23 protein-coding genes are annotated in these 21,172 nt (G+C 41.8%); 22 read left to right on the top strand and 1 reads right to left on the bottom strand.

The features are described 5' to 3' along the window. Window positions 1-12 precede the first annotated feature (12 nt). The 7 genes from hrcA (at window position 13) to mtaB (ending at window position 7,940) form a co-directional block, all read left to right on the top strand. The gene (gene hrcA, locus GKC25_RS11220) at window positions 13-1,044 is read left to right on the top strand and encodes a heat-inducible transcriptional repressor HrcA (RefSeq protein ID WP_034661363.1); all 1,032 of its coding nucleotides are present in this window, start codon (window positions 13-15) and stop codon (window positions 1,042-1,044) included. A 63-nt stretch (window positions 1,045-1,107) separates the two neighbouring features. Beyond that, window positions 1,108-1,665 (top strand): nucleotide exchange factor GrpE, encoded by a 558-nt coding sequence (grpE, locus tag GKC25_RS11215; RefSeq protein ID WP_034661362.1) that lies wholly within the window; start codon window positions 1,108-1,110, stop codon window positions 1,663-1,665. A gap of 24 nt (window positions 1,666-1,689) precedes the next feature. Further along, a complete protein-coding gene (dnaK, locus tag GKC25_RS11210) occupies window positions 1,690-3,531 on the top strand; it encodes a molecular chaperone DnaK (RefSeq protein WP_034661361.1) in 1,842 nt (613 codons plus the stop codon). Between the two features lie 165 nt (window positions 3,532-3,696). Then, a complete protein-coding gene (dnaJ, locus tag GKC25_RS11205; protein WP_003217525.1) occupies window positions 3,697-4,830 on the top strand; it encodes a molecular chaperone DnaJ in 1,134 nt (377 codons plus the stop codon). Window positions 4,831-4,852: 22 nt separating this feature from the next. Next, on the top strand, window positions 4,853-5,788 hold the full coding sequence (prmA, locus tag GKC25_RS11200) for a 50S ribosomal protein L11 methyltransferase (protein WP_003217481.1): 936 nt from the start codon (window positions 4,853-4,855) through the stop codon (window positions 5,786-5,788). A 23-nt stretch (window positions 5,789-5,811) separates the two neighbouring features. Further along, complete coding sequence (locus GKC25_RS11195; RefSeq protein ID WP_342689111.1) at window positions 5,812-6,582, top strand: 16S rRNA (uracil(1498)-N(3))-methyltransferase; 771 nt, start codon at window positions 5,812-5,814, stop codon at window positions 6,580-6,582. Then, complete coding sequence (gene mtaB / locus GKC25_RS11190; RefSeq protein ID WP_342689973.1) at window positions 6,582-7,940, top strand: tRNA (N(6)-L-threonylcarbamoyladenosine(37)-C(2))-methylthiotransferase MtaB; 1,359 nt, start codon at window positions 6,582-6,584, stop codon at window positions 7,938-7,940. Before GKC25_RS11195 ends, mtaB begins: the two co-directional genes overlap by 1 nt. Window positions 7,941-7,980: 40 nt before the next feature. Here the strand turns inward: mtaB and GKC25_RS11185 are convergent, their stop codons facing one another. Further along, a complete protein-coding gene (locus GKC25_RS11185) occupies window positions 7,981-8,910 on the bottom strand; it encodes a Na/Pi symporter (protein ID WP_268495600.1) in 930 nt (309 codons plus the stop codon). A gap of 182 nt (window positions 8,911-9,092) precedes the next feature. Here GKC25_RS11185 and rpsU point away from each other — a divergent pair, with 182 nt between their 5' ends. The 15 genes from rpsU (at window position 9,093) to recO (ending at window position 20,971) form a co-directional block, all read left to right on the top strand. Next, a complete protein-coding gene (gene rpsU / locus GKC25_RS11180) occupies window positions 9,093-9,266 on the top strand; it encodes a 30S ribosomal protein S21 (RefSeq protein WP_003152957.1) in 174 nt (57 codons plus the stop codon). A 14-nt stretch (window positions 9,267-9,280) separates the two neighbouring features. Beyond that, entirely contained in the window at window positions 9,281-9,730 is a 450-nt protein-coding gene (locus GKC25_RS11175; protein WP_034661357.1) for a GatB/YqeY domain-containing protein, read from the top strand. 141 nt (window positions 9,731-9,871) lie between these two features. Next, complete coding sequence (locus tag GKC25_RS11170) at window positions 9,872-11,185, top strand: NfeD family protein (protein ID WP_268495597.1); 1,314 nt, start codon at window positions 9,872-9,874, stop codon at window positions 11,183-11,185. 26 nt (window positions 11,186-11,211) lie between these two features. Further along, complete coding sequence (gene floA, locus GKC25_RS11165) at window positions 11,212-12,204, top strand: flotillin-like protein FloA (protein WP_034661354.1); 993 nt, start codon at window positions 11,212-11,214, stop codon at window positions 12,202-12,204. Between the two features lie 31 nt (window positions 12,205-12,235). Beyond that, on the top strand, window positions 12,236-12,733 hold the full coding sequence (locus tag GKC25_RS11160) for a hypothetical protein (protein WP_106042442.1): 498 nt from the start codon (window positions 12,236-12,238) through the stop codon (window positions 12,731-12,733). A gap of 206 nt (window positions 12,734-12,939) precedes the next feature. Further along, a complete protein-coding gene (yqfC, locus tag GKC25_RS11155; protein ID WP_012010618.1) occupies window positions 12,940-13,221 on the top strand; it encodes a sporulation protein YqfC in 282 nt (93 codons plus the stop codon). 18 nt (window positions 13,222-13,239) lie between these two features. After that, on the top strand, window positions 13,240-14,430 hold the full coding sequence (gene yqfD, locus GKC25_RS11150) for a sporulation protein YqfD (protein WP_034661352.1): 1,191 nt from the start codon (window positions 13,240-13,242) through the stop codon (window positions 14,428-14,430). Window positions 14,431-14,433: 3 nt separating this feature from the next. Next, window positions 14,434-15,393: a PhoH family protein gene (locus GKC25_RS11145; protein ID WP_034661351.1), complete on the top strand. Its 960-nt coding sequence runs from the start codon at window positions 14,434-14,436 to the stop codon at window positions 15,391-15,393. Between the two features lie 114 nt (window positions 15,394-15,507). Further along, a complete protein-coding gene (locus tag GKC25_RS11140; RefSeq protein ID WP_370876313.1) occupies window positions 15,508-17,619 on the top strand; it encodes an HD family phosphohydrolase in 2,112 nt (703 codons plus the stop codon). Beyond that, window positions 17,620-18,099 (top strand): rRNA maturation RNase YbeY, encoded by a 480-nt coding sequence (gene ybeY, locus GKC25_RS11135; protein ID WP_012010615.1) that lies wholly within the window; start codon window positions 17,620-17,622, stop codon window positions 18,097-18,099. Beyond that, entirely contained in the window at window positions 18,077-18,463 is a 387-nt protein-coding gene (locus GKC25_RS11130; protein WP_034661348.1) for a diacylglycerol kinase family protein, read from the top strand. The genes ybeY and GKC25_RS11130 overlap by 23 nt, the downstream gene beginning before the upstream one ends. Before the next feature lie 113 nt (window positions 18,464-18,576). Continuing rightward, window positions 18,577-18,975 carry a cytidine deaminase gene (locus GKC25_RS11125; protein ID WP_034661347.1) on the top strand — a complete coding sequence of 133 codons (399 nt, stop codon included), beginning with the start codon at window positions 18,577-18,579 and terminating at the stop codon, window positions 18,973-18,975. After that, on the top strand, window positions 18,968-19,873 hold the full coding sequence (gene era, locus GKC25_RS11120; RefSeq protein ID WP_034661346.1) for a GTPase Era: 906 nt from the start codon (window positions 18,968-18,970) through the stop codon (window positions 19,871-19,873). Before GKC25_RS11125 ends, era begins: the two co-directional genes overlap by 8 nt. Window positions 19,874-20,021: 148 nt before the next feature. Further along, a complete protein-coding gene (locus tag GKC25_RS11115) occupies window positions 20,022-20,165 on the top strand; it encodes a YqzL family protein (protein ID WP_003217288.1) in 144 nt (47 codons plus the stop codon). A gap of 35 nt (window positions 20,166-20,200) precedes the next feature. Next, window positions 20,201-20,971, top strand: a complete 771-nt coding sequence (recO, locus tag GKC25_RS11110) for a DNA repair protein RecO (protein WP_034661344.1) — start codon at window positions 20,201-20,203, stop codon at window positions 20,969-20,971. Window positions 20,972-21,172 lie beyond the last annotated feature (201 nt).

Here is a 21,172-nt window from a genome sequence, read left to right as displayed (position 1 = left end):
GGGGTGATGATGATGTTAACAAATCGTCAGCTTTTGATTCTGCAAGTCATCATTAATGACTTTATTCGTTCGGCGCAGCCAGTTGGGTCAAGGACTCTTTCTAAAAAAGAGGACATCACATTCAGCTCTGCGACGATTAGAAACGAAATGGCTGATTTGGAGGAACTTGGTTTTATTGAAAAGACCCATTCTTCATCTGGAAGAATTCCTTCAGAAAAAGGATATCGTTATTATGTAGATCATTTGCTCTCTCCGCGAAAACTGTCGTCTAAAGAACTTGTGCTCATCCAGTCGGCTTTTCAGGAGAAAATTTTTGAGCTGGAAAAAACAGTTCAAAAATCGGCGGAAATTTTATCAGATCTCACAAACTATACATCGATTGTGCTTGGTCCAAAGCTGAGTGAAAATCGATTAAAGCAAATTCAACTTGTCCCCGTTCAGCCAAACAAAGCAGTAGCGATCATGATTACAGATAGCGGGCATGTTGAAAACAAAACCATTACCTTCTCTGAGCATCTCGATGTCTCCGATATTGAGAAGCTGATGAATATTTTGAATAGCCGATTAGCTGGCGTTCCAATGGACCAGCTGAAGGACAGGATGTATAAAGAAGTGGTCATGCTTCTGCGCACACATTTAAAAGATTATGATCACATTTTAGATGCGCTGGGCAGCACATTTACATCGACACAAAATGAATCAAAACTTTTCTTTGGCGGGAAGATTAATATGTTGAATCAGCCAGAGTTTCATGACATCGACCGCATTCGCTCACTCATGATGCTGATTGAGCAAAAGAATGATGTCATGCAGCTGTTTCATCCAAATCAGCAAGGAATCACCATTAAAATCGGTTCAGAAAACAATTTGGAAGCAATGGAGAACTGCAGTTTGATCACAGCCACTTATTCGATTGATCAAAAATCACTTGGCTCCATTGCCATCATCGGTCCAACCCGCATGGATTACGGGCGAGTCGTTAGTCTTTTGCATCATGTATCAAAAGACTTGTCAAACGCACTTTCCAATTTGTATGATGAGTAGGGTGATAAAAGATAGGGGCATTGCCCCTTCGTATTCTTGAATCTTTTGAGGGAGGTGAACACAATGTCAGAAGAAAAACAGACACCTGAGCAAGAAGCAGAGGTTGAAGCACAAGAAGAAGCAGTTCAAGCAGATACTGAGGAAGTAACACATGATGAACAGTCTGCCTTCCAAGAGAAAATCGATGAATTGCAGCAGCTTCTAGATGAAAAAGAAAACAAAATTCTGCGTGTTCAAGCAGATTTTGAAAACTATAAACGCCGTGCTCGAACTGAAGTGGAGACCGTGCAAAAATATCGTTCTCAACATGTTGTCAGCGATCTTCTCCCAGCTCTTGACAACTTTGAAAGAGCGCTTGGAATTGATCCAGACAATGAGCAGACGAAAAGTTTGTTAGAAGGAATGCAAATGGTTTACCGCCAGCTGGTAGAAGCGTTGAAAAATGAAGGCGTTGAACCGATTGAAGCTGTCGGCAAAGAGTTCGATCCAAACCTTCATCAAGCCGTCATGCAAGTTGAAGATGAAAACGTCGATTCAAATATCGTAGTAGAAGAATTGCAAAAGGGCTATAAACTCAAAGACCGAGTTATTCGTCCATCAATGGTAAAAGTAAATCAATAACTACATAATGGGAGGTCATCGATTATGAGTAAAATCATTGGGATTGACTTAGGAACAACAAACTCATGTGTTGCAGTACTTGAAGGCGGAGAGCCAAAAGTTATTGCAAACGCTGAAGGAGCACGTACAACACCATCTGTTGTCGCTTTTAAAAACGGAGAGCGCCAAGTTGGTGAAGTAGCGAAACGTCAATCAATTACAAACCCGAACACGATCATGTCTGTTAAAAGACATATGGGTACAGATTATAAAGTAGAAGTTGAAGGCAAGAACTATACACCGCAGGAAATCTCTGCAATCATTCTTCAACACCTTAAATCTTATGCTGAAGGCTATCTTGGCGAAGAAGTAACAAAAGCTGTTATCACAGTTCCTGCTTACTTCAACGATGCAGAACGCCAAGCAACAAAAGATGCTGGTAAAATTGCTGGTCTTGAAGTAGAACGTATCATCAACGAACCAACAGCAGCTGCACTTGCGTATGGTTTAGATAAAACAGAAGAAGATCAAACGATTCTTGTATACGACCTTGGCGGCGGTACATTTGACGTATCAATCCTTGAGCTTGGAGACGGGGTCTTTGAAGTACGCTCAACTGCTGGTGACAACCGTCTTGGTGGAGACGATTTTGACCAAGTTATCATTGATCACCTAGTAGCTGAATTCAAAAAAGAAAATGGTATTGACCTTTCTAAAGATAAAATGGCGCTTCAGCGTTTAAAAGATGCTGCTGAAAAAGCGAAAAAAGATCTTTCTGGTGTATCTTCTACACAAATCTCATTGCCATTTATCACAGCTGGAGAAGCAGGTCCTCTTCACCTTGAATTAACGCTGACGCGTGCTAAATTCGAAGAGCTATCTGCAGATCTTGTAGAGCGTACAATGACACCTGTACGTCAATCATTGAAAGATGCTGGTTTATCTGCTAGCGAGATTGATAAAGTCATCCTTGTTGGTGGATCAACTCGTATTCCTGCAGTACAAGAAGCAATCAAAAAAGAAACAGGCAAAGAGCCTCATAAAGGTGTAAACCCTGATGAAGTGGTTGCTCTTGGTGCGGCGATCCAAGGGGGAGTCATCACAGGAGATGTCAAAGACGTTGTTCTTCTTGACGTAACACCACTTTCTTTAGGAATTGAAACAATGGGCGGCGTATTCACGAAGCTGATTGAACGTAATACAACCATTCCAACAAGTAAATCTCAAGTATTCTCAACGGCTGCTGACAACCAAACAGCGGTAGACATCCATGTCCTGCAAGGTGAGCGCCCAATGGCTGCAGACAACAAAACATTAGGCCGTTTCCAATTGACTGACATCCCGCCAGCACCACGCGGCGTACCGCAAATCGAAGTATCTTTTGATATCGATAAAAACGGTATTGTCAACGTACGTGCGAAAGATATGGGTACAGGCAAAGAGCAAAACATCACAATCAAATCTTCTTCAGGTCTTTCTGATGATGAGATCGAAAAAATGGTGAAAGAAGCAGAAGAAAATGCTGAAGCAGATGCGAAGAAAAAAGAAGAAATCGAAGTGCGCAATGAAGCAGATCAATTAGTGTTTACAACTGAAAAAACATTAAAAGATCTAGAAGGCAAAATCGATGAAGAGCAAGTGAAAAAAGCAAACGACGCGAAAGATGCACTGAAAGCTGCGATCGAAAAAGGCGAGCTTGAAGACATCAAAGCGAAAAAAGATGAGCTGCAAACAATCGTTCAAGAACTAACGACAAAGCTCTATGAAGAAGCTGCAAAACAAGCACAAGCTCAGCAAGAAGGCGGCGCTGAAGGTGCTCAAAAAGCAGATGACAATGTAGTGGATGCAGAATACGAAGAAGTAAACGACGATCAAGAGAAAAAATAATCACCTTTACTTTTGAAAAAGACTGCTGAAACGTACTCGTCAGAAAGTCAAAGTCAGGATCTCTTGGCTTTGACTTTTTTTCTTTCCAATGATGAAAGCAATTGAAAAAGGTCAAATCAAAATGATACAATCGTATTTATGTGAGAAAATCGGGAGTGTGAAGAGATGAGTAAGCGTGATTACTATGAAGTGCTTGGCGTGAGTAAGAGCGCCTCAAAAGACGAGATCAAAAAAGCATACCGCAAGCTTTCAAAAAAGTATCACCCTGATATTAATAAAGAAGCTGGCTCAGATGAGAAATTCAAAGAAGTAAAAGAAGCCTATGAAACCCTTTCTGACGATCAAAAACGTTCGCAATATGACCAGTTCGGTCATACCGATCCAAACCAAGGCTTTGGCGGCGGCGGTTTTGGCGGAGGAGGAGACTTTGGCGGCTTCGGCGGCTTTGATGACATTTTCTCTAGTATTTTTGGCGGCGGAGCCAGAAGAAGAGATCCAAATGCACCGCGTCAAGGAGCAGACCTGCAATATACAATGACGCTTTCATTTGAAGAAGCAGCATTTGGGAAAGAAGCAACGATTGAAATCCCTCGCGAGGAATCATGTGAAACATGTCATGGATCAGGGGCAAAGCCTGGGACAGAAGCAAAGACTTGTTCACATTGCGGCGGCTCTGGTCAATTAAATGTTGAGCAGTCAACTCCGTTTGGTAAAGTGGTCAACCGCAGAGTATGTAACTACTGCAGCGGAACAGGAAAACAAATCGATCACAAATGTTCTACATGTGGCGGCTCTGGTAAAGTGCGTAAGCGTAAGAAAATCAATGTAACGATCCCAGCAGGTGTTGACGATGGTCAGCAGCTCAGAGTGTCTGGTCAAGGGGAACCAGGTGTAAATGGAGGACCTCCAGGCGATCTATTTGTTGTGTTCCATGTGCGTTCGCATGAATTCTTCGAACGTGATGGAGATGACATTTACTGCGAAATGCCGCTAACTTTTGCACAGGCTGCATTAGGTGACGAAATTGAAGTGCCGACATTACACGGTAAAGTGAAATTGAAAGTCCCTGCTGGCACGCAAACTGGCACGAAGTTTAGACTCAAAGGAAAAGGTGTGAAGAATGTACGCGGCTATGGCCAAGGCGATCAGCATATCGTTGTACGAGTCGTCACACCGACAAATTTAACGGACAATCAAAAAGATATCATTAGAAAATTTGCTGAAGTGAGCGGAAATAAACCGGACGAACAAGAAATGAGCTTCTTCGATAAGGTGAAACGTGCATTTAAAGGCGAGTAAGACGGATAAGGAGTTGGTAGTATTGAAGTGGTCAGAAATTAGCGTCCATACAACAAATGAAGCGGTGGAACCGATCACCAATATTTTGCATGAAGCAGGTGCTAGTGGTGTCGTGATTGAGGACCCGCTTGATTTAGTCAAGGAACGTGAAAATGTATACGGTGAGATCTACCAGCTCGATCCGAATGACTATCCTGAAGAAGGGGTCATCGTCAAAGCCTATCTTCCAATGAACAGCTTTTTAATGGAAACGGTAGATGAGATCAAAGAAGCCATCAATAATCTTCTTCTATACGATATTGATCTTGGACGAAATACGCTGTCCATTTGTGAAGTAAATGAAGAAGAATGGGCCACCGCATGGAAAAAATACTATCATCCTGTGAAAATCTCTGAAAAATTCACCATCGTTCCAACATGGGAAGAATATACTCCGGTTCATTCTGATGAACTGATTATTGAAATGGACCCAGGAATGGCCTTTGGAACAGGGACACATCCAACAACCGTTCTTTGTATTCAGGCGCTTGAGCGCTATGTGAAGGAAAACGATACGGTGATTGATGTTGGAACAGGCTCCGGGATTTTAAGTGTGGCAGCAGCGATGGTTGGTGCAAAGGACATTCAAGCCTTTGATCTCGACACCGTTGCGGTTGAAAGTGCGAAGCAAAACATCGAGCTAAATGGTGTAAGCGAACAAGTGACGGTCAAGCAAAACAACTTACTTGATGGGATTTCAGGTGAACGTGATGTGATCGTCGCCAACATTCTCGCAGAAGTGATTTTGCGCTTTACAGATCAAGCCTATGACTTATTGAAGAAAGATGGCTATTTCATTACATCAGGCATCATTGGACAAAAGAAATTACAAGTCAAAACAGCACTAGAAGAAGCAGGTTTTGACATTGTTGAAGTGCTGTCAATGGAAGATTGGGTCAGCATTATAGCGAAAAAATAAAGCGAGTAGGTGTCAGGACACGTATGCAACGATATTTTATCGACCTCACGAAAGAAGAAGTGATCGCAAAGGGATCTATCGTCATCAATGGTGAAGATGTACATCACCTTTCCAACGTCATGCGCATGAAAGCAGGGCAGGAAATCCTTTGCTTAACGACAGACGGCTTTGAAGCGCTCAGTAAAATTGATACAATAACAAAGGAAGAAGTCATTTGTCACGTTGAAGGCTGGACAAATCAGGACAGAGAGCTTCCGGTAAAAGTAACAATTGCGAGCGGTCTCCCAAAAGGAGATAAGCTTGAGCTGATTATCCAAAAAGGCACAGAGCTTGGCGCAAGTGCATTTATCCCGTTTCAAGCGGCTCGTTCCATTACAAAGCTTGACCAAAAGAAGTCACATAAAAAACGAGAGCGCTGGGAGAAAATCGCGAAAGAAGCAGCTGAACAGTCCTACCGGAATATCATTCCTCGTGTTGATCCAGTATCAACATTTAAAGAGCTGACTCAATTAGCTGGTGAATTCGATAAATGTGTCGTTGCATACGAAGAATCATCGAAAGAAGGAGAGCAAAGCCGCTTTCAAACTGTGCTTCAACAGATGAAAGGCGGACAAACCTTGCTCGTGGTTTTTGGCCCTGAAGGCGGTTTGGCAGAAAAGGAGATTGACGAGCTTGAAACGCTTGGTGCAGTCACTTGCGGGCTCGGACCACGCATTTTAAGAACGGAAACAGCTCCTCTTTACGCGCTTTCTGCTATATCTTATCAAACAGAGTTATTAAGAGGTGAATCATGATGGGAACAGTAGCGTTCCATACACTTGGCTGTAAGGTCAATCACTATGAAACAGAAGCGATCTGGCAGCTGTTTAAAGAAGCAGGCTATGAAAGAAAAGAGTATGAATCAAAAGCAGACGTATATGTCATTAATACATGTACGGTCACGAATACAGGCGATAAGAAAAGCCGCCAAGTTATTAGAAGAGCCATTCGTCATAACCCGGATGGTGTCATTTGTGTAACAGGCTGTTATGCGCAAACATCTCCAGCAGAAATCATGGCGATTCCTGGCGTTGATATTGTCGTGGGAACACAAGACAGACATAAATTACTCGGTTACATTGAAGAATATCGCAGAGAAAGACAGCCGATTAATGGGGTTGGCAATATCATGAAAGCACGTGTATTTGAAGAACTCGATGTTCCTGCATTTACAGACAGAACACGCGCTTCATTAAAAATCCAAGAAGGCTGTAATAATTTCTGTACATTCTGCATTATTCCTTGGGCTCGCGGACTTCTTCGTTCTCGTAATCCAGAAGAGGTCATCAACCAAGCGCAGCAGCTTGTGGATGCCGGCTATAAAGAAATTGTATTAACAGGTATTCACACAGGCGGATACGGAGAAGACTTAAAGGATTATAACTTTGCAAAGCTTCTGAAAGAATTAGATGAACGTGTCATCGGTTTAAAACGAATCCGTATTTCATCTATCGAAGCAAGCCAAATTACAGATGAAGTGATTGAAGTGCTTGATCAGTCAGATAAGATTGTCAGACACCTGCACATCCCGCTTCAATCTGGCTCTAATACAGTCCTGAAAAGAATGCGCCGTAAATATACGATGGAATTCTTTGCAGAGCGTTTAACAAAGCTGAAAAAAGCATTGCCAGGCCTTGCTGTCACCTCTGATGTGATTGTTGGATTCCCTGGGGAAACAGAGGAAGAGTTTTTGGAAACGTACAATTTTGTCAAAGACCATCAATTCTCTGAACTACACGTATTCCCTTACAGCAAACGTACAGGTACGCCAGCTGCAAGAATGGAAGATCAAGTGGATGAAAATGTGAAAAACGAACGCGTCCACCGCTTGATTGCTCTTTCTGACCAGCTTGCGAAAGAATATGCATCAGCTTATGAAGGAGATGTCCTAGAGATTATTCCGGAAGAATCCTTCAAAGAACAAGACGGAAAGCACAATCTTTATGTGGGATATACAGATAACTATATGAAGGTTGTTTTTGAAGGAACAGAGGACATGATCGGCCGTTTGGTCAAAGTGAAAATCATGAAAGCGGGTTATCCTTATAACGAAGGACAATTCGTTCGTATCAGTGATGATGTGCAAACAGACAAAGTGAGAATGACCTCATAATCAATAAAAAACCGGCTGCCAAAAGAGCAAGCTGGTTTTTTTATTTTGACTGATTCGGTAAAAGACATAAGATCAATGTGTGAAATGGACGAATGAACGGGAAGAAAAGCAAAGAGCTTGCCACATTAAACAGCAGGCTGAAATGCGCAATTTGCTGGGCTGGAGCGTTTGCAAGAAGGGCGACGAATTCCGTCATCATGGCGAGAAATGGGAGACATAAAAGCACGCCGAGCACATTAAACAAAACGTGTGCATAAGCCGTTTGACGTGCTGCATAGCCGCCAGATATGGAAGCCATTACGGCTGTAATACATGTCCCGATATTTGACCCTAACACAAAGCTGATGCCTTCCTGAAGCCCAACAGTTCCTTCATTCATAAACCCCATTAAAATGCCGATACAGACGGAGCTCGAATGAACAATCGCTGTGAAAATGGTACCCGAAAGCAGCGCCGTCCAGTCAGAATGCTGCATCATTTCAAGAAAGCGCAATGTCTCAGGCTGACTTGTCATCATACCTGCAATTTTAGAAAAGCCTTGAATACAAAAAAAGATCATCCCGAGCCCAAATATACTTTTTCCTGCATGCCTAAAAGATTTTCTGCCAAACATGATGCATATCAGACCAGCTAGGATCAAGACCCACATGAAAACATCCATTTTAATGGCTATAAATTCTGTTGTAAACGTGGAGCCAATATTGGTGCCAAGAATCATTGGAATGGATTTTTTAAAAGAGAGAATGCCTGTACTGACAAAGCCGATCACGATGACCATAAACGCTGAACTGCTTTGAAGAATCCCTGTAAATACGATGCTGACCAAGAATGCTTTTATTGGGTGATCTGTAAAGAGAAGAAGTGATTTCTCAATACGAGACGACGCAAGCGCCATTAATCCTTTTCTCAGCAAACCCATTGACCATAAAAAAATGAAAATAAGTGCACAAAAATAAATGATCGCCATCATAGAAAAGTCCTCCTCTTACCAATGAATATATGGACTTGTCTACCTGCTCATGACGAAAATATATTCCCAAATCACTTAGTTGACCTCACACTAGGCTTATATTATAATGTCTAGGTACATGTTTTGCATGTATATCTTTTTTTAATGCAGTCGATTGGTGTATTCGGAGGGAGGGAAAGAGAATGTCAAAAACGGTCGTTAGAAAAAACGAATCGCTTGAAGATGCTCTTCGTCGCTTTAAACGCAGTGTATCCAAAACTGGAACATTGCAAGAAGCAAGAAAGCGTGAATTTTATGAAAAGCCTAGCGTAAAGCGCAAGAAAAAGTCTGAAGCTGCTAGAAAACGTAAATTCTAAAGAGGGTGGATTTTATGAGTCTTCTTGAGCAATTAAATACTGATATGAAGCTTTTTATGAAAAACCGTGAGAAAGACAAGCTTGTTGTCATTCGTATGGTAAAGGCTTCGCTCCAAAATGAAGCAATTAAGCTTAAGAAAGACAGTTTGACCGGCGATGAGGAACTAACCGTCCTTTCCCGCGAGATTAAGCAACGTAAAGACTCCCTCCATGAATTTTCGAAAGCTAATCGCTTAGATTTAGTAGATAAAGTTCAAAAAGAGATTGACATCTTAGACGTTTATTTACCTGAACAGCTTTCTGAAGAAGAACTGCAAACGATCGTGAAAGAAACGATCGCTGAAACAGGTGCTTCATCGAAGGCTGATATGGGTAAAGTCATGAGCGCTATTATGCCAAAAGTAAAAGGTAAAGCTGATGGTGCTGTCATTAACAGACTTGTCAGCGAGCAGCTGTCTCAATAAAAAAGTATCCTTCTATTGTTAGAAGGGTACTTTTTTTATACCTTCATCATTCTGTCATATAAAAATGAAACCTATGATACATTTGTAACGTATGTAAAGGAACGGTAAAATGGAAGATAGAGAGGAGGGATCACCAAATAGATGAAAAAAATAAAAATTTCTATTGCTCTCTTCAGTTGTTTTATAATATGCTTGTTATTAGGGGTTCAATTGACCGCGAAATCAGTAGATCAGAAAGTTCATGTTATCCCAATTGAAGATACAGTAGAAAAAGGACTTTCTAAATTTATTGAACGATCATTTGAGCAGGCAAAGTCCGAACGAGCGAAACATATCATTCTAGACATCAATACACCAGGTGGTGCAGTCGATGCGGCGCTTGAGATTGCAGATACCATTCGTGCGTCTGATATCCCTGTGACAGCATTTGTGAATCATAGAGCGCTTTCAGCAGGGGCATTCCTTGCACTAAATGCCGACGAGATTTACATGACCCCAAATGGAAAGATGGGAGCTGCTGCGATCATTGATGGGGAAGGCAATGCTGCCGATCAAAAATCTGAATCGCTATGGCTTGCTGAAATGAGTGATGCTGCCGAAAAGCAGGGGCGTGATCCGAAATATGCGCTTGCGATGGCTGATCCAGACATAGATGCGAAAGATGCTGGTGCACCAAAAGGAGAACTGCTCACCTTTAATACGGATCGAGCGCTTCAATTTGGTTACGCAGAAGGTGAAGCGAAGAATTTAGATGACTTGCTTCAGAAGCTGAAATTAGCAGACGCTTCTGTTCAATACGATGAAGTGAGCTTTGCTGAAAAGGTTGCGCGCTTTCTCACGCACCCAATCGTCATTCCAATCCTTTTATCCATCGCAAGCTTAGGGTTAATTGTTGAGCTCTATTCTCCTGGCTTTGGGGTTCCAGGCACCATGGGAGTGACAGCGCTTCTTTTATTCTTTTATGGACATCTCGTGGCTGGTTTTGCAGGATATGAGACGTTGTTCCTGTTTTTAGCAGGGATATTGCTCATGATTCTGGAATTGTTTTTGCCGGGGGGAATCGTAGGTGTCATTGGACTGATCTGTGTTGTTGCCAGCTTATTTTTAGCAGCTGGAAGCTTTACAGAAATGGCGATTTCCATCTTGATTGCCACTGCTGTTTCAATCATAGCAGTTATTTTATTGACAAAGGTGTTGGGGAAACGTATGAAATTTTTTAAAAAGTTCATTTTAACCGATTCAACCAATAAAGAAAGCGGTTATGTCTCAAATGAAACAAGAGAGGATCTTGTTGGACAGATCGCTGTTACATTAACAGCGCTTCGCCCATCTGGGACGGCTGTACTCGGAGATGAGCGCATTGACGTTGTGTCAGAAGGTGCGTTTATTGACAAGGATGAACAGGTTAAAATCGTCAAAGCGGAAGGCTCACGCATTGTCGTGAGGAAAGTATAGATAACTGATTTTATAGGAGGAATAAAATGGATCCATCTACTTTACTATTATTTGTGATTATCGCAGCAGGTCTGATCGTTCTATCGATCTTCTTCACCTTTGTACCGGTGATGCTGTGGATTTCTGCCTTAGCGGCTGGCGTAAGAGTGAGCATTTTTACACTTGTAGGAATGAGACTTCGTCGAGTCATTCCAAACCGAGTGGTCAATCCGCTCATCAAAGCACATAAAGCAGGTCTTGATGTGACGATTAACCAATTAGAAAGTCACTACCTGGCAGGTGGTAACGTTGACCGTGTTGTGAACGCATTAATCGCAGCTCAACGTGCGAATATTGAATTGAACTTTGCACGTTGTGCAGCGATCGACCTAGCAGGCCGTGACGTACTTGAAGCTGTACAAATGAGTGTAAATCCTAAAGTCATTGAAACACCATTTATCTCTGGTGTGGCAATGGACGGGATTGAAGTAAAAGCCAAAGCACGTATTACAGTTCGCGCAAACATCGAACGACTTGTCGGTGGTGCAGGGGAAGAAACAATCATTGCTCGTGTAGGTGAAGGAATTGTCTCTACAATCGGTTCATCAAATAATCATAAAAAGGTTCTAGAGAATCCTGATATGATTTCTCAAACGGTTCTAGGAAAAGGATTAGATTCAGGTACTGCATTTGAAATTCTCTCGATTGATATCGCAGATGTGGATATCGGTAAGAACATCGGGGCGATTCTGCAAACGGACCAAGCAGAAGCAGACAAAAACATCGCACAAGCGAAAGCGGAAGAACGCCGCGCAATGGCTGTTGCCCAAGAACAAGAAATGCGTGCAAGAGTTGAAGAAATGCGCGCGAAAGTCGTAGAAGCAGAGGCTGAAGTACCACTTGCAATGGCTGAAGCATTACGCGAAGGTAATATTGGAGTCATGGACTACATGAACATTAAGAATATCGATGCTGATACGGATATGAGAGATTCATTTGGTAAAATGACAAAAGGTCCATCTGATAATGAAAACAAATAAGCATCCTCTCACGCTTTAAGGAGGGAGCCCAATGGACATTCTATTTGAAAATCCGTTACTAATTGCGATTATCATCGGTATCATCTCTGCTGTATTTGGGAAAATCGGCAAACAAGAGGAGAAGGAACAAAACAACCAGCAACATAAGCCGGCTCCTCAGAATAAGCCTATGCCTCAAAAGAAAGCAGAACAAACCAGCCCGAACCCAGTCAAAACAGACCAGTTGGACGATTTCGGCGATGTACATGATCATGGCGGGATGAAGAAACAAGGTTCACAGTCTTTACAGGATCGTTATACCGCTACACTAGCTGAAATGGAAGAAAGAAAAAGCGAGCTGAATAAAGAGTTCAAATCTCTTGAAAGGCAGCTGACCAGACCGAAAGCTTCTGCTGCGGAAATGAAGCCGCACGTCATTGACAGGCTTAACCAAAATACTGTTGTTCAAGGCATGCTTCTTGGAGAAGTATTTGGAGAGCCGCGCGCGAAAAAGCCGCACAGAACGATGAAACGGCCATATAAAAGATAAAGAAGAAAGCCCCTTTATATAAAGGGGCTTTTTTGTTTTTCCTGATGGAGATTTCTCGCAGTAAAAATGATGAAACGGCTGTTTTACGGGATTCATTAGCATGATCTGAACCGCTGAGGAATAGGATGATATAGAGGCTTTCTCATCAGTCTCACCATCTTTCAGTTTGATCTCATACACATGGGGCGGGAAGGGGTTCTTATTGAATGGGAAAAAGAAAAAATCGACTTAAAGCATGGCTGACAAGAACACTTGAAATCCCTCCAGACGTCATGATGGATCTTCCCCGTATTACGATGGTTGGCAGACTCCACATTTACATAGAGAACCATAAAGGGCTTTTGCTTTTCAGTGATCAAGAGGTAAGGCTGATGCTCAAACAAGGACAATGCATTATTTCAGGGAAAGATTTTGTGATTAAAACGATTTTGCCAGAAGAGATCTTATTAGAAGGGAAAATCGATGAGGTCCGTTATATTGATTCTTAACTGACGGAGGGGAGAAGTGTGAAGAATAAATGGTTCGCCTATTTTATTGGCAGAGTGGAAGTGGAGATCAAGGGAAACGGCATTGAGCGGCTCATCAATGAGTGCACGAGACAGGGGATCACAATGTTTCAAGTGAGCCGCCGTCAAGACAGCGTGCGCTTATTTATTCGCTTATCAGATGTACATGCCTTCAGAAAAGTACAAAGACATCATGAAGTGACATGTTCATTTCATCAAAAGAAGGGATTTCCGTTTCTTCTCCTATGGTCAAGGAAGAATATTGGGTTTACCCTTGGGATTGTGTGTTTTCTAGCGACGATATTGGCGCTTTCAAACATGGTGTGGAAAATTGATATTAAAGGAGCCAATCCAGAAACTGAACATCAGATGAGAAAGCATTTAGACGAGATTGGAGTGCAAAAAGGCCGTTTTCAGTTTCTAATGGGAACACCTGAGAAAATTCAAAAATCACTGACCGCCAATATTCAAAGCATTACTTGGGTCGGCGTTGAACTAAACGGTACAACATTTCAAATGAAAGTTGTGGAAAAAAATGAGCCGGAAAAAGAGAAATATACGAGTCCTCAGCACATCGTTGCCAAGAAGAAGGCTGTCATCACGAGAATGTATGTGGAAAAAGGGGAGCCGCTTGCCGCAGTTGATGAGCATGTGAAGAAAGGGCAGATGCTCGTCTCTGGCCTCATCGGCAGCGAAGACCAGCAAAAAACGGTGGGTGCTAGAGCGAAAATTTATGGTGAAACGTGGTACCGTTCTGAAGTTTCTGTCCCTCTTCGAACATCTTTTGATGTCTTTACGGGTAAAATGAAGACAAAGCACAAGCTCTCCGCATTTGGAGGTTCAATGCCATTTTGGGGCATTTCCTTTAAAAAGGATGATTTTAAGCAGCCAAAAACAGAAACAGAAGTTCACCCACTACATTTCTTAAACTTCCAGCTCCCATTTTCCTATGAAAAAGAAATGACACGCGAAAGTGAAAAAATAAATCGGACATACACAAATAAAGAAGCGGTTCAAGCAGGGATTAAAATGGGTAAAAAAGAATTAGAAGAGAAGCTAGGTCAAACAGGAGAGGTGAAAAGTGAAAAAGTTTTGCACGAGACAACAGGGAATGGTAAAGTTAAGTTAATCATCCTTTACCAAGTAATAGAAGATATTGTTCAACCAACACCTATTGTTCAGGGAGACTAGAGAATGACAGAACATTTACTTGAAATTCAACAAAAATTAGATAGCCCAAACGAAGCGATTGCTTTATTTGGAAATCAAGATGCTTATCTGAAACTGATGGAAAACGAGCTGAATGTCTCCATTATTACGCGCGGAGAAAAAGTGTATGTTTCTGGTCAGGAAGCATCAAGAGATACAGCGAGCCGTCTGATTACATCTCTCTTACATCTCATCCGAAAGGGAATTGAGATTTCTGAACGGGATGTCGTCTATGCCATTAAAATGGCGCAAAAAGACAAGCTCAATTATTTTGAAAATATGTATGAAGATGAAATTACGAAAAATGCTAAAGGGAAGTCAATCAGGGTAAAAACCATTGGCCAGCGGGAATATGCTGCGGCGATGAAAAAAGATGATCTGGTCTTTGGAATTGGACCAGCTGGAACAGGGAAGACGTATTTGGCAGTCGTCAATGCGGTACATGCACTGAAAAATGGACATGTGAAACGGATTATCCTGACAAGACCAGCTGTTGAAGCAGGAGAGAGTCTTGGCTTTTTACCAGGTGATCTAAAGGAAAAAGTAGATCCTTATTTAAGACCACTATATGATGCCTTGCATGATGTGCTTGGCAGTGATCATACGGAACGTTTAATCGAGCGCGGCGTGATTGAAATAGCGCCTCTTGCCTACATGAGAGGGCGGACACTCGATGATGCATTTGTTATTTTAGATGAAGCGCAGAATACGACGCCTGCCCAAATGAAAATGTTTTTGACGAGACTTGGGTTTGGCTCTAAAATGGTCATTACAGGAGATATTACACAGATTGATCTGCCGAAGGGCATGCAGTCTGGCCTTGCAGCTGCAAAGGACATGCTTGCAGAGATCAAGGGCATTTCATTTATTGAGCTAGACCAGACAGATGTGGTCAGACACCCGCTTGTGGCGAAGATCATCGGAGCATACGAAAAGCAAAAATGAACTTAGTGACCCGATCGTCTTCATCGGGTCATTTTGTTTCGATCGTGGTTTAAAGTAAAAAAGGAGGTACTTTCCTTGAGAAAGAATCAGAAAGACAGTAAGCGCAAAAGACTGCTGTCTAAAAAAGAACCTCAGAAAATGGAGCGCTCACGTTATTTAAATGTTTTGCTATACGCTGGTTTAGCAGCCATTCTATTCGTGGTGCTCTTCTTCCATGTAAAGCCTGAATCGCTCGACTTAGATTTATTTTCAGTGAGCGAACAGACCATCTATTCTCCATCAACCGTCGATGATCAAGAAGCGACAGAAGAAAAGAAGCAAGAAGCAACAGATCAAGTAGAGGATCAATATACACTCAAAAAAGCGTATTCTGACAATCGTGTTGACCTCATCTCCTCCCTTTTTGAAGCCATTAAAGAAGAGAAGAAAGCAGCTGATGAAAAAGAGAATCCGCCATCAGATAAAGAAATGGTCAAGCGTGTCAAAGAAAAACTCACATCAGATATGCAGGAGGCTGTTTCAGACCAATCCATCAAAGCACTGCTTCAGGCAAGTGACGAAAATCTCTCTTTTACTAAGGATTCCATCATCACAGTGGTGAATTCACTGATGAGTAAAGAAATCACAGCAGCGAAATTACAAGATGAGAAAAAACAAGTGAAAACAGAGCTTGAAAATAATTCAATTCCATCAAAATACTTAAATGCAGCAAAAGAAATCGGTGAATTTGCGATCATTCCAAACTATGTATTTGATCCAGTGGCTACAGAGAAGAAAAGACAAGAAGCAGCTGATAATATTCAGCCGGTTCAGATTAAGCAAGGGCAAATTTTAGTCGAAGAAGGAGAACTTATCGACCGGGAAGTGTATCGTAAATTAGAACTGACAGGCCTCTTAAACAGCTCCAATTTGATTAAGCCTGTAAGCGGTCTTATGATATTGATTGGTCTGTTTTTAGCAGCGATTATTCATTCACTTGAAACGAGGAAAAAATCGCTTGTTCATAAGAATAAGTCGTTGCTGCTCTACTCGCTTATTTTCACCATTATTTTAGTCATCATGGAAGTATTCAGTCTCTTCCAGGAAACGAAGTATACGACAATAGGTTATGTGGTACCAGTGGCACTTGGCACGATGCTGATCAAGCTGCTTATCAATGAGCGGCTAGCGATCTTCTCTGGCCTTGTATTTGCTCTTTGCGGCAGTATGATGTTTAATCAAGGGGTAACCGGCGTCTTTAACTATGTGATCTGTGCTTATTACCTTGTGAACGGGATGGCGGGCATTTTATTTTTGAGAAAGCATAATGCACGTTCAAAAATATTGCAGGCAGGGCTTTGGGTCGCTTTGGTGAATGTCCTTGTGGTTCTATCCATTACGCTGATCCAAAACTCCTCACCATCAGGGCTTGAAATCGGTGTGAACCTCATGATGGCGTTTGTGTCAGGGTTTGCATCATCTATTTTGGTCATCGGGTTAATGCCTGTGTTTGAGAGTATGTTCGGCATCCTTTCAACAATGAAGCTGATTGAATTATCAAACCCAAATCATCCGCTGCTCAAAAAGATTTTAACAGAGACACCAGGTACATATCATCATAGTGTCATGGTGGCAAATTTAGCGGATGCTGCATGTGAAGCAGTTGGCGCAAACGGTCTTTTAGCAAGGGTCGGCGCTTATTATCATGACATTGGGAAAACGAAAAGACCGCAATACTTTATCGAAAACCAAATGAACATTGATAATCCACATGACAAGCTTTCTCCTCAGCTAAGTAAAAATATCATTATTGCCCATACGACAGATGGAGCTGATATGCTGAGAGAAAAGAAGTTTCCTGAAGAGCTTGTCGATATTGCAGAACAGCATCACGGGAAGTCACTGTTAAAGTTCTTTTACTATAAGGCAAAAGAGCGTGATGATCAGGTGACAGAGGAAGAATTCCGTTATCCTGGTCCAAAACCGCAATCAAAAGAAGCGGCAATTATTTCTGTAGCGGACAGCGTTGAAGCGGCAGTACGATCGATGCATAATCCAAATCCAGAGCGAATCGAAAAGCTCGTCAAAGGCATTATTTCAGATAAAATGCAGGATGGGCAATTTAGTGAATGTGATCTGACATTTAAAGAATTAAATATTATTGGTCAAACGATTTGTACAACATTAAAGGGGATTTTTCATTCTCGGATTGAATATCCAGATGCCCCGAAGCAGAAGGTGAAGTAAATGACATTGTTAATCGATTTAATAGATGAAACAGGACAAGTATCAAAAGAGCAGCTTGAAGAAGTGGAAAAGCTTCTTCAGTTCGCTGCAGATGCCCTTGAGGTCAAAGATCAAGCGGAGGTATCAGTGACGATCGTCTCGAATGAAGAGATTCATCAAATCAATAAAGAATACCGCGGGAAAGACGCACCAACGGATGTCATCTCCTTTGCACTTGAGGAAGAAGGAGAAGGGGAAATTGAAATCATTGGTGCTGATGATATTCCGCCTGTACTCGGCGACATCATCATTAGTGTGGACCGTACGAAAGAGCAGGCAGAGGAATATGGACATTCCTTTATGAGAGAGCTTGGATTTCTCACCATTCATGGGTTCCTTCATTTGCTCGGGTTTGATCATATGACAGAAGAAGATGAAAAAGAAATGTTCGCCAAACAGACAAAGATCTTGGATGATTATGGCCTTTCAAGATCTTCGTAAGAAGAGAAGGCCGCTTGCCCGTTTTTTTCGGAGTTTTTATTATGCATTTAGAGGAATATGGCGAACTTTCTTGAATGAACGGAATTTTCGATTTCACACAGTCGCAGCCATCATCGTGGTGATCTGCGGCTTTTGGTTTCACATTGAACCATTCGAATGGACGATCGTTTTGCTTTTATGCGGGGGGATGTTTGCGCTTGAACTTGTCAATACAGCCATTGAACATACAGTGGACCTGATGACAGAAGAGAAGCACCCTCTTGCAGAGAGAGCGAAGGACGCTGCAGCAGGCGCTGTTTGCGTTTACGCCGCGGTTTCGGTTATGATTGGGTTGATCATCTTCTTACCGAAGATCATGCAATAGAACAATATTACTATTTATTAACATTTTTAGAAATGGGCGTGAAAATGTCACGTGAATTATGTAAAATATAAATGTGACAGTGGGTCCATTTCTTCTGAAAGTGGGAACTAGGAATGAACAAACAAGAGTTGATTTCAGAAGCAGTTAAAGCAAGAGATTTTGCATATGTACCCTATTCAAAATTCAAAGTCGGTGCAGCATTATTGTCGAATGATGGAAAAGTGTATGGCGGCTGCAATATTGAAAATGCAGCATATGGCATGTGTAATTGTGCGGAAAGAACAGCACTTTTTAAAGCCTATTCAGAAGGCATCACATCGTTTCAAATGCTAGCGGTAGTGGCTGATACAGACCGGCCTGTTTCGCCGTGCGGCGCATGCAGACAGGTCATTTCAGAGCTATGTGCACCTGATATGCCAGTGATTCTAACGAACTTAAAAGGACATATATACGAAACAACAGTAAACGAACTATTGCCAGGCGCATTTTCACCGGAGGATTTAAATGACTAACGAAATCTTCAAATCAGGATTTGTATCAATTATTGGAAGACCAAATGTAGGAAAATCAACCTTTCTTAATCGTGTGATTGGACAAAAGATCGCGATCATGAGTGATAAGCCCCAAACGACACGAAACAAAGTGCAAGGTGTCTTAACAACAAACACGTCACAAACGATCTTTATCGATACACCAGGGATTCATAAACCTAAGCATAAGCTTGGTGATTTTATGATGAGAGTGGCTCAAAATACACTGAAGGAAGTCGACCTGATCTTGTTTATGATCAATGCAAAGGAAGGCTATGGCAAGGGTGATGAATTCATCATTGAACGACTCAAGCAAACATCTACACCGGTATTCCTAGTCGTCAATAAAATCGACCAAATTCACCCAGATGAGCTGTTCCTTTTAATTGATGAATACCGCACACGTTATCCATTTAAGGAAATTGTGCCAATTTCAGCTCTTGAAGGAAACAACATTGACACGCTTCTTCAGCAGATTGAAAGTTATCTTCCTGAGGGCCCTCAATTTTATCCGGCAGATCAAGTAACAGATCATCCAGAGCGGTTTATTATTTCTGAATTAATTCGTGAAAAAGTGCTGCATTTAACGAGAGAAGAGATCCCGCACAGTATTGCAGTTGCGATCGAATCCATTAAGCCAGATGAAAATGGCAAGATCCATGTTGCGGCGACCATTGTCGTAGAACGTGATTCACAAAAAGGGATCGTCATTGGTAAACGAGGCAGCTTATTAAAAGAAGTGGGACAAAAAGCACGCAGAGATATTGAAGCACTTCTCGGTTCAAAAGTGTATCTGGAGCTTTGGGTAAAGGTTCAGAAGGACTGGCGTAATAAATCCACTCATCTTCGTGACTTCGGATTTAGAGAAGACGAATATTAAAAAATCGCTGCTGTTGTCATAAAATCTGACAATGGTGCGGTTCGATTAGTAAAAATTGTTTATCATGAAATGGAGGTAGCTTGGTCAAGATAAAATTAATATGTTGGATGTAGCGTTGCTGCTTCTAATAAAGAAAGGTGGGGTTTTTATGTTGAATTTTACATGGAACGTATTTTCACAAACAGGAAGCGTTGACACGTATCTGCTTTTCAAAGAGTTAGAAAAGGAGAACCTGGAAAGACCCGATGTACTTGAAGAAGAGATAGCACGATTTGATTTTCCAATCTTATAATTCTTGACCCCCTCCAATGCTCGGAGTGTAGACAAATGCTCATTAAAAGTGAAGGAATCGTCCTTAGAACAACAGATTATGGCGAAACAAACAAAATTGTCACGCTGCTCACTAGAGAACATGGGAAAATTGGCGTGATGGCAAGAGGTGCAAAAAAATCAAACAGCCGCCTGTCAGCCATAAGCCAGCCGTTTTTATACGGAACCTTCCTGATCCAATCATCAACAGGACTTGGAACGCTCCAGCAAGGCGAAATGATTGAAAGTATGCGAACCATTCGGGAGGATTTATTTTTGACCGCATATGCCGCATATATGACAGAGTTACTCGATAAAGGCACAGAAGAAAAAAAGCCAAACCCTTATTTGTTTGAGCTCCTGCTTCAATCTCTGCGTCATCTGAATGAAGGCACAGATGCTGATATTATCTTATTTATCGTAGAGGTCAAAATGTTATCAGTAATGGGAATGAAGCCTGAACTTGATCAATGTGTCCATTGTGGTCAAAAAGAAGGGCAGTTTCATTTCTCTATTAGAGATAACGGCTTCATTTGCCAAAATTGCTTTTCTAAAGATCCGTATAAACTGCCCTTATCCCCAGCAGCTGCAAGGCTGCTCCGTTTATTTCATTATTTTGATTTATCAAGGCTCGGTCAGGTTGATGTGAAACCGCAGACGAAACAAGAAATTCGTCAAGTGCTCGATCACTACTATGAAGAGTATTCAGGCCTTTATTTGAAATCAAAAAAATTCATGAATCAGATGGAATCCATGAAAAAGCTAATGGGCGGGGAAAACAAAAGTTGACATCTCCCATGACTTTTTGTAAGATCATCTAAGATAAAATATGTTGCATTGACAGAAAGAAGTACTTACGCAGAATTCATTAAAAGCGACCTTAGGGCGGTGTGAGCTAAGGATGGAGGCGTAACGAAAGGCATTCTTGAGCAACGTAAAACAAAGCGGCTGGATGCTACGACACCAGCAAATAGGGTGGAACCGCGGGAA

The organism is Bacillus pumilus, from assembly GCF_038738535.1.
Classification (GTDB): Bacteria; Bacillota; Bacilli; order Bacillales; family Bacillaceae; genus Bacillus.
The sequence above is the reverse complement of the archived record's forward strand: the minus strand, read 5'-3'. Positions and strand labels throughout refer to the sequence as shown.

Bases quoted from the DNA above. Each gene is read 5' to 3' on its own strand.
- GKC25_RS11160 (WP_106042442.1), top strand. From the start codon at position 12,236: ATGGACATTCTATTTGAAAATCCGTTACTAATTGCGATTATCATCGGT.
- era (WP_034661346.1), top strand. From the start codon at position 18,968: ATGACTAACGAAATCTTCAAATCAGGATTTGTATCAATTATTGGAAGA.
- GKC25_RS11185 (WP_268495600.1), bottom strand. From the start codon at position 8,910: ATGATGGCGATCATTTATTTTTGTGCACTTATTTTCATTTTTTTATGG.
- dnaJ (WP_003217525.1), top strand. From the start codon at position 3,697: ATGAGTAAGCGTGATTACTATGAAGTGCTTGGCGTGAGTAAGAGCGCC.
- hrcA (WP_034661363.1), top strand. From the start codon at position 13: ATGTTAACAAATCGTCAGCTTTTGATTCTGCAAGTCATCATTAATGAC.
- GKC25_RS11175 (WP_034661357.1), top strand. From the start codon at position 9,281: ATGAGTCTTCTTGAGCAATTAAATACTGATATGAAGCTTTTTATGAAA.
- mtaB (WP_342689973.1), top strand. From the start codon at position 6,582: ATGGGAACAGTAGCGTTCCATACACTTGGCTGTAAGGTCAATCACTAT.
- GKC25_RS11115 (WP_003217288.1), top strand. From the start codon at position 20,022: ATGTTGAATTTTACATGGAACGTATTTTCACAAACAGGAAGCGTTGAC.
- yqfC (WP_012010618.1), top strand. From the start codon at position 12,940: ATGGGAAAAAGAAAAAATCGACTTAAAGCATGGCTGACAAGAACACTT.
- rpsU (WP_003152957.1), top strand. From the start codon at position 9,093: ATGTCAAAAACGGTCGTTAGAAAAAACGAATCGCTTGAAGATGCTCTT.
- grpE (WP_034661362.1), top strand. From the start codon at position 1,108: ATGTCAGAAGAAAAACAGACACCTGAGCAAGAAGCAGAGGTTGAAGCA.
- GKC25_RS11125 (WP_034661347.1), top strand. From the start codon at position 18,577: ATGAACAAACAAGAGTTGATTTCAGAAGCAGTTAAAGCAAGAGATTTT.
- GKC25_RS11145 (WP_034661351.1), top strand. From the start codon at position 14,434: ATGACAGAACATTTACTTGAAATTCAACAAAAATTAGATAGCCCAAAC.
- floA (WP_034661354.1), top strand. From the start codon at position 11,212: ATGGATCCATCTACTTTACTATTATTTGTGATTATCGCAGCAGGTCTG.
- GKC25_RS11195 (WP_342689111.1), top strand. From the start codon at position 5,812: ATGCAACGATATTTTATCGACCTCACGAAAGAAGAAGTGATCGCAAAG.
- ybeY (WP_012010615.1), top strand. From the start codon at position 17,620: ATGACATTGTTAATCGATTTAATAGATGAAACAGGACAAGTATCAAAA.
- recO (WP_034661344.1), top strand. From the start codon at position 20,201: ATGCTCATTAAAAGTGAAGGAATCGTCCTTAGAACAACAGATTATGGC.
- GKC25_RS11130 (WP_034661348.1), top strand. From the start codon at position 18,077: ATGGCCTTTCAAGATCTTCGTAAGAAGAGAAGGCCGCTTGCCCGTTTT.
- GKC25_RS11170 (WP_268495597.1), top strand. From the start codon at position 9,872: ATGAAAAAAATAAAAATTTCTATTGCTCTCTTCAGTTGTTTTATAATA.
- dnaK (WP_034661361.1), top strand. From the start codon at position 1,690: ATGAGTAAAATCATTGGGATTGACTTAGGAACAACAAACTCATGTGTT.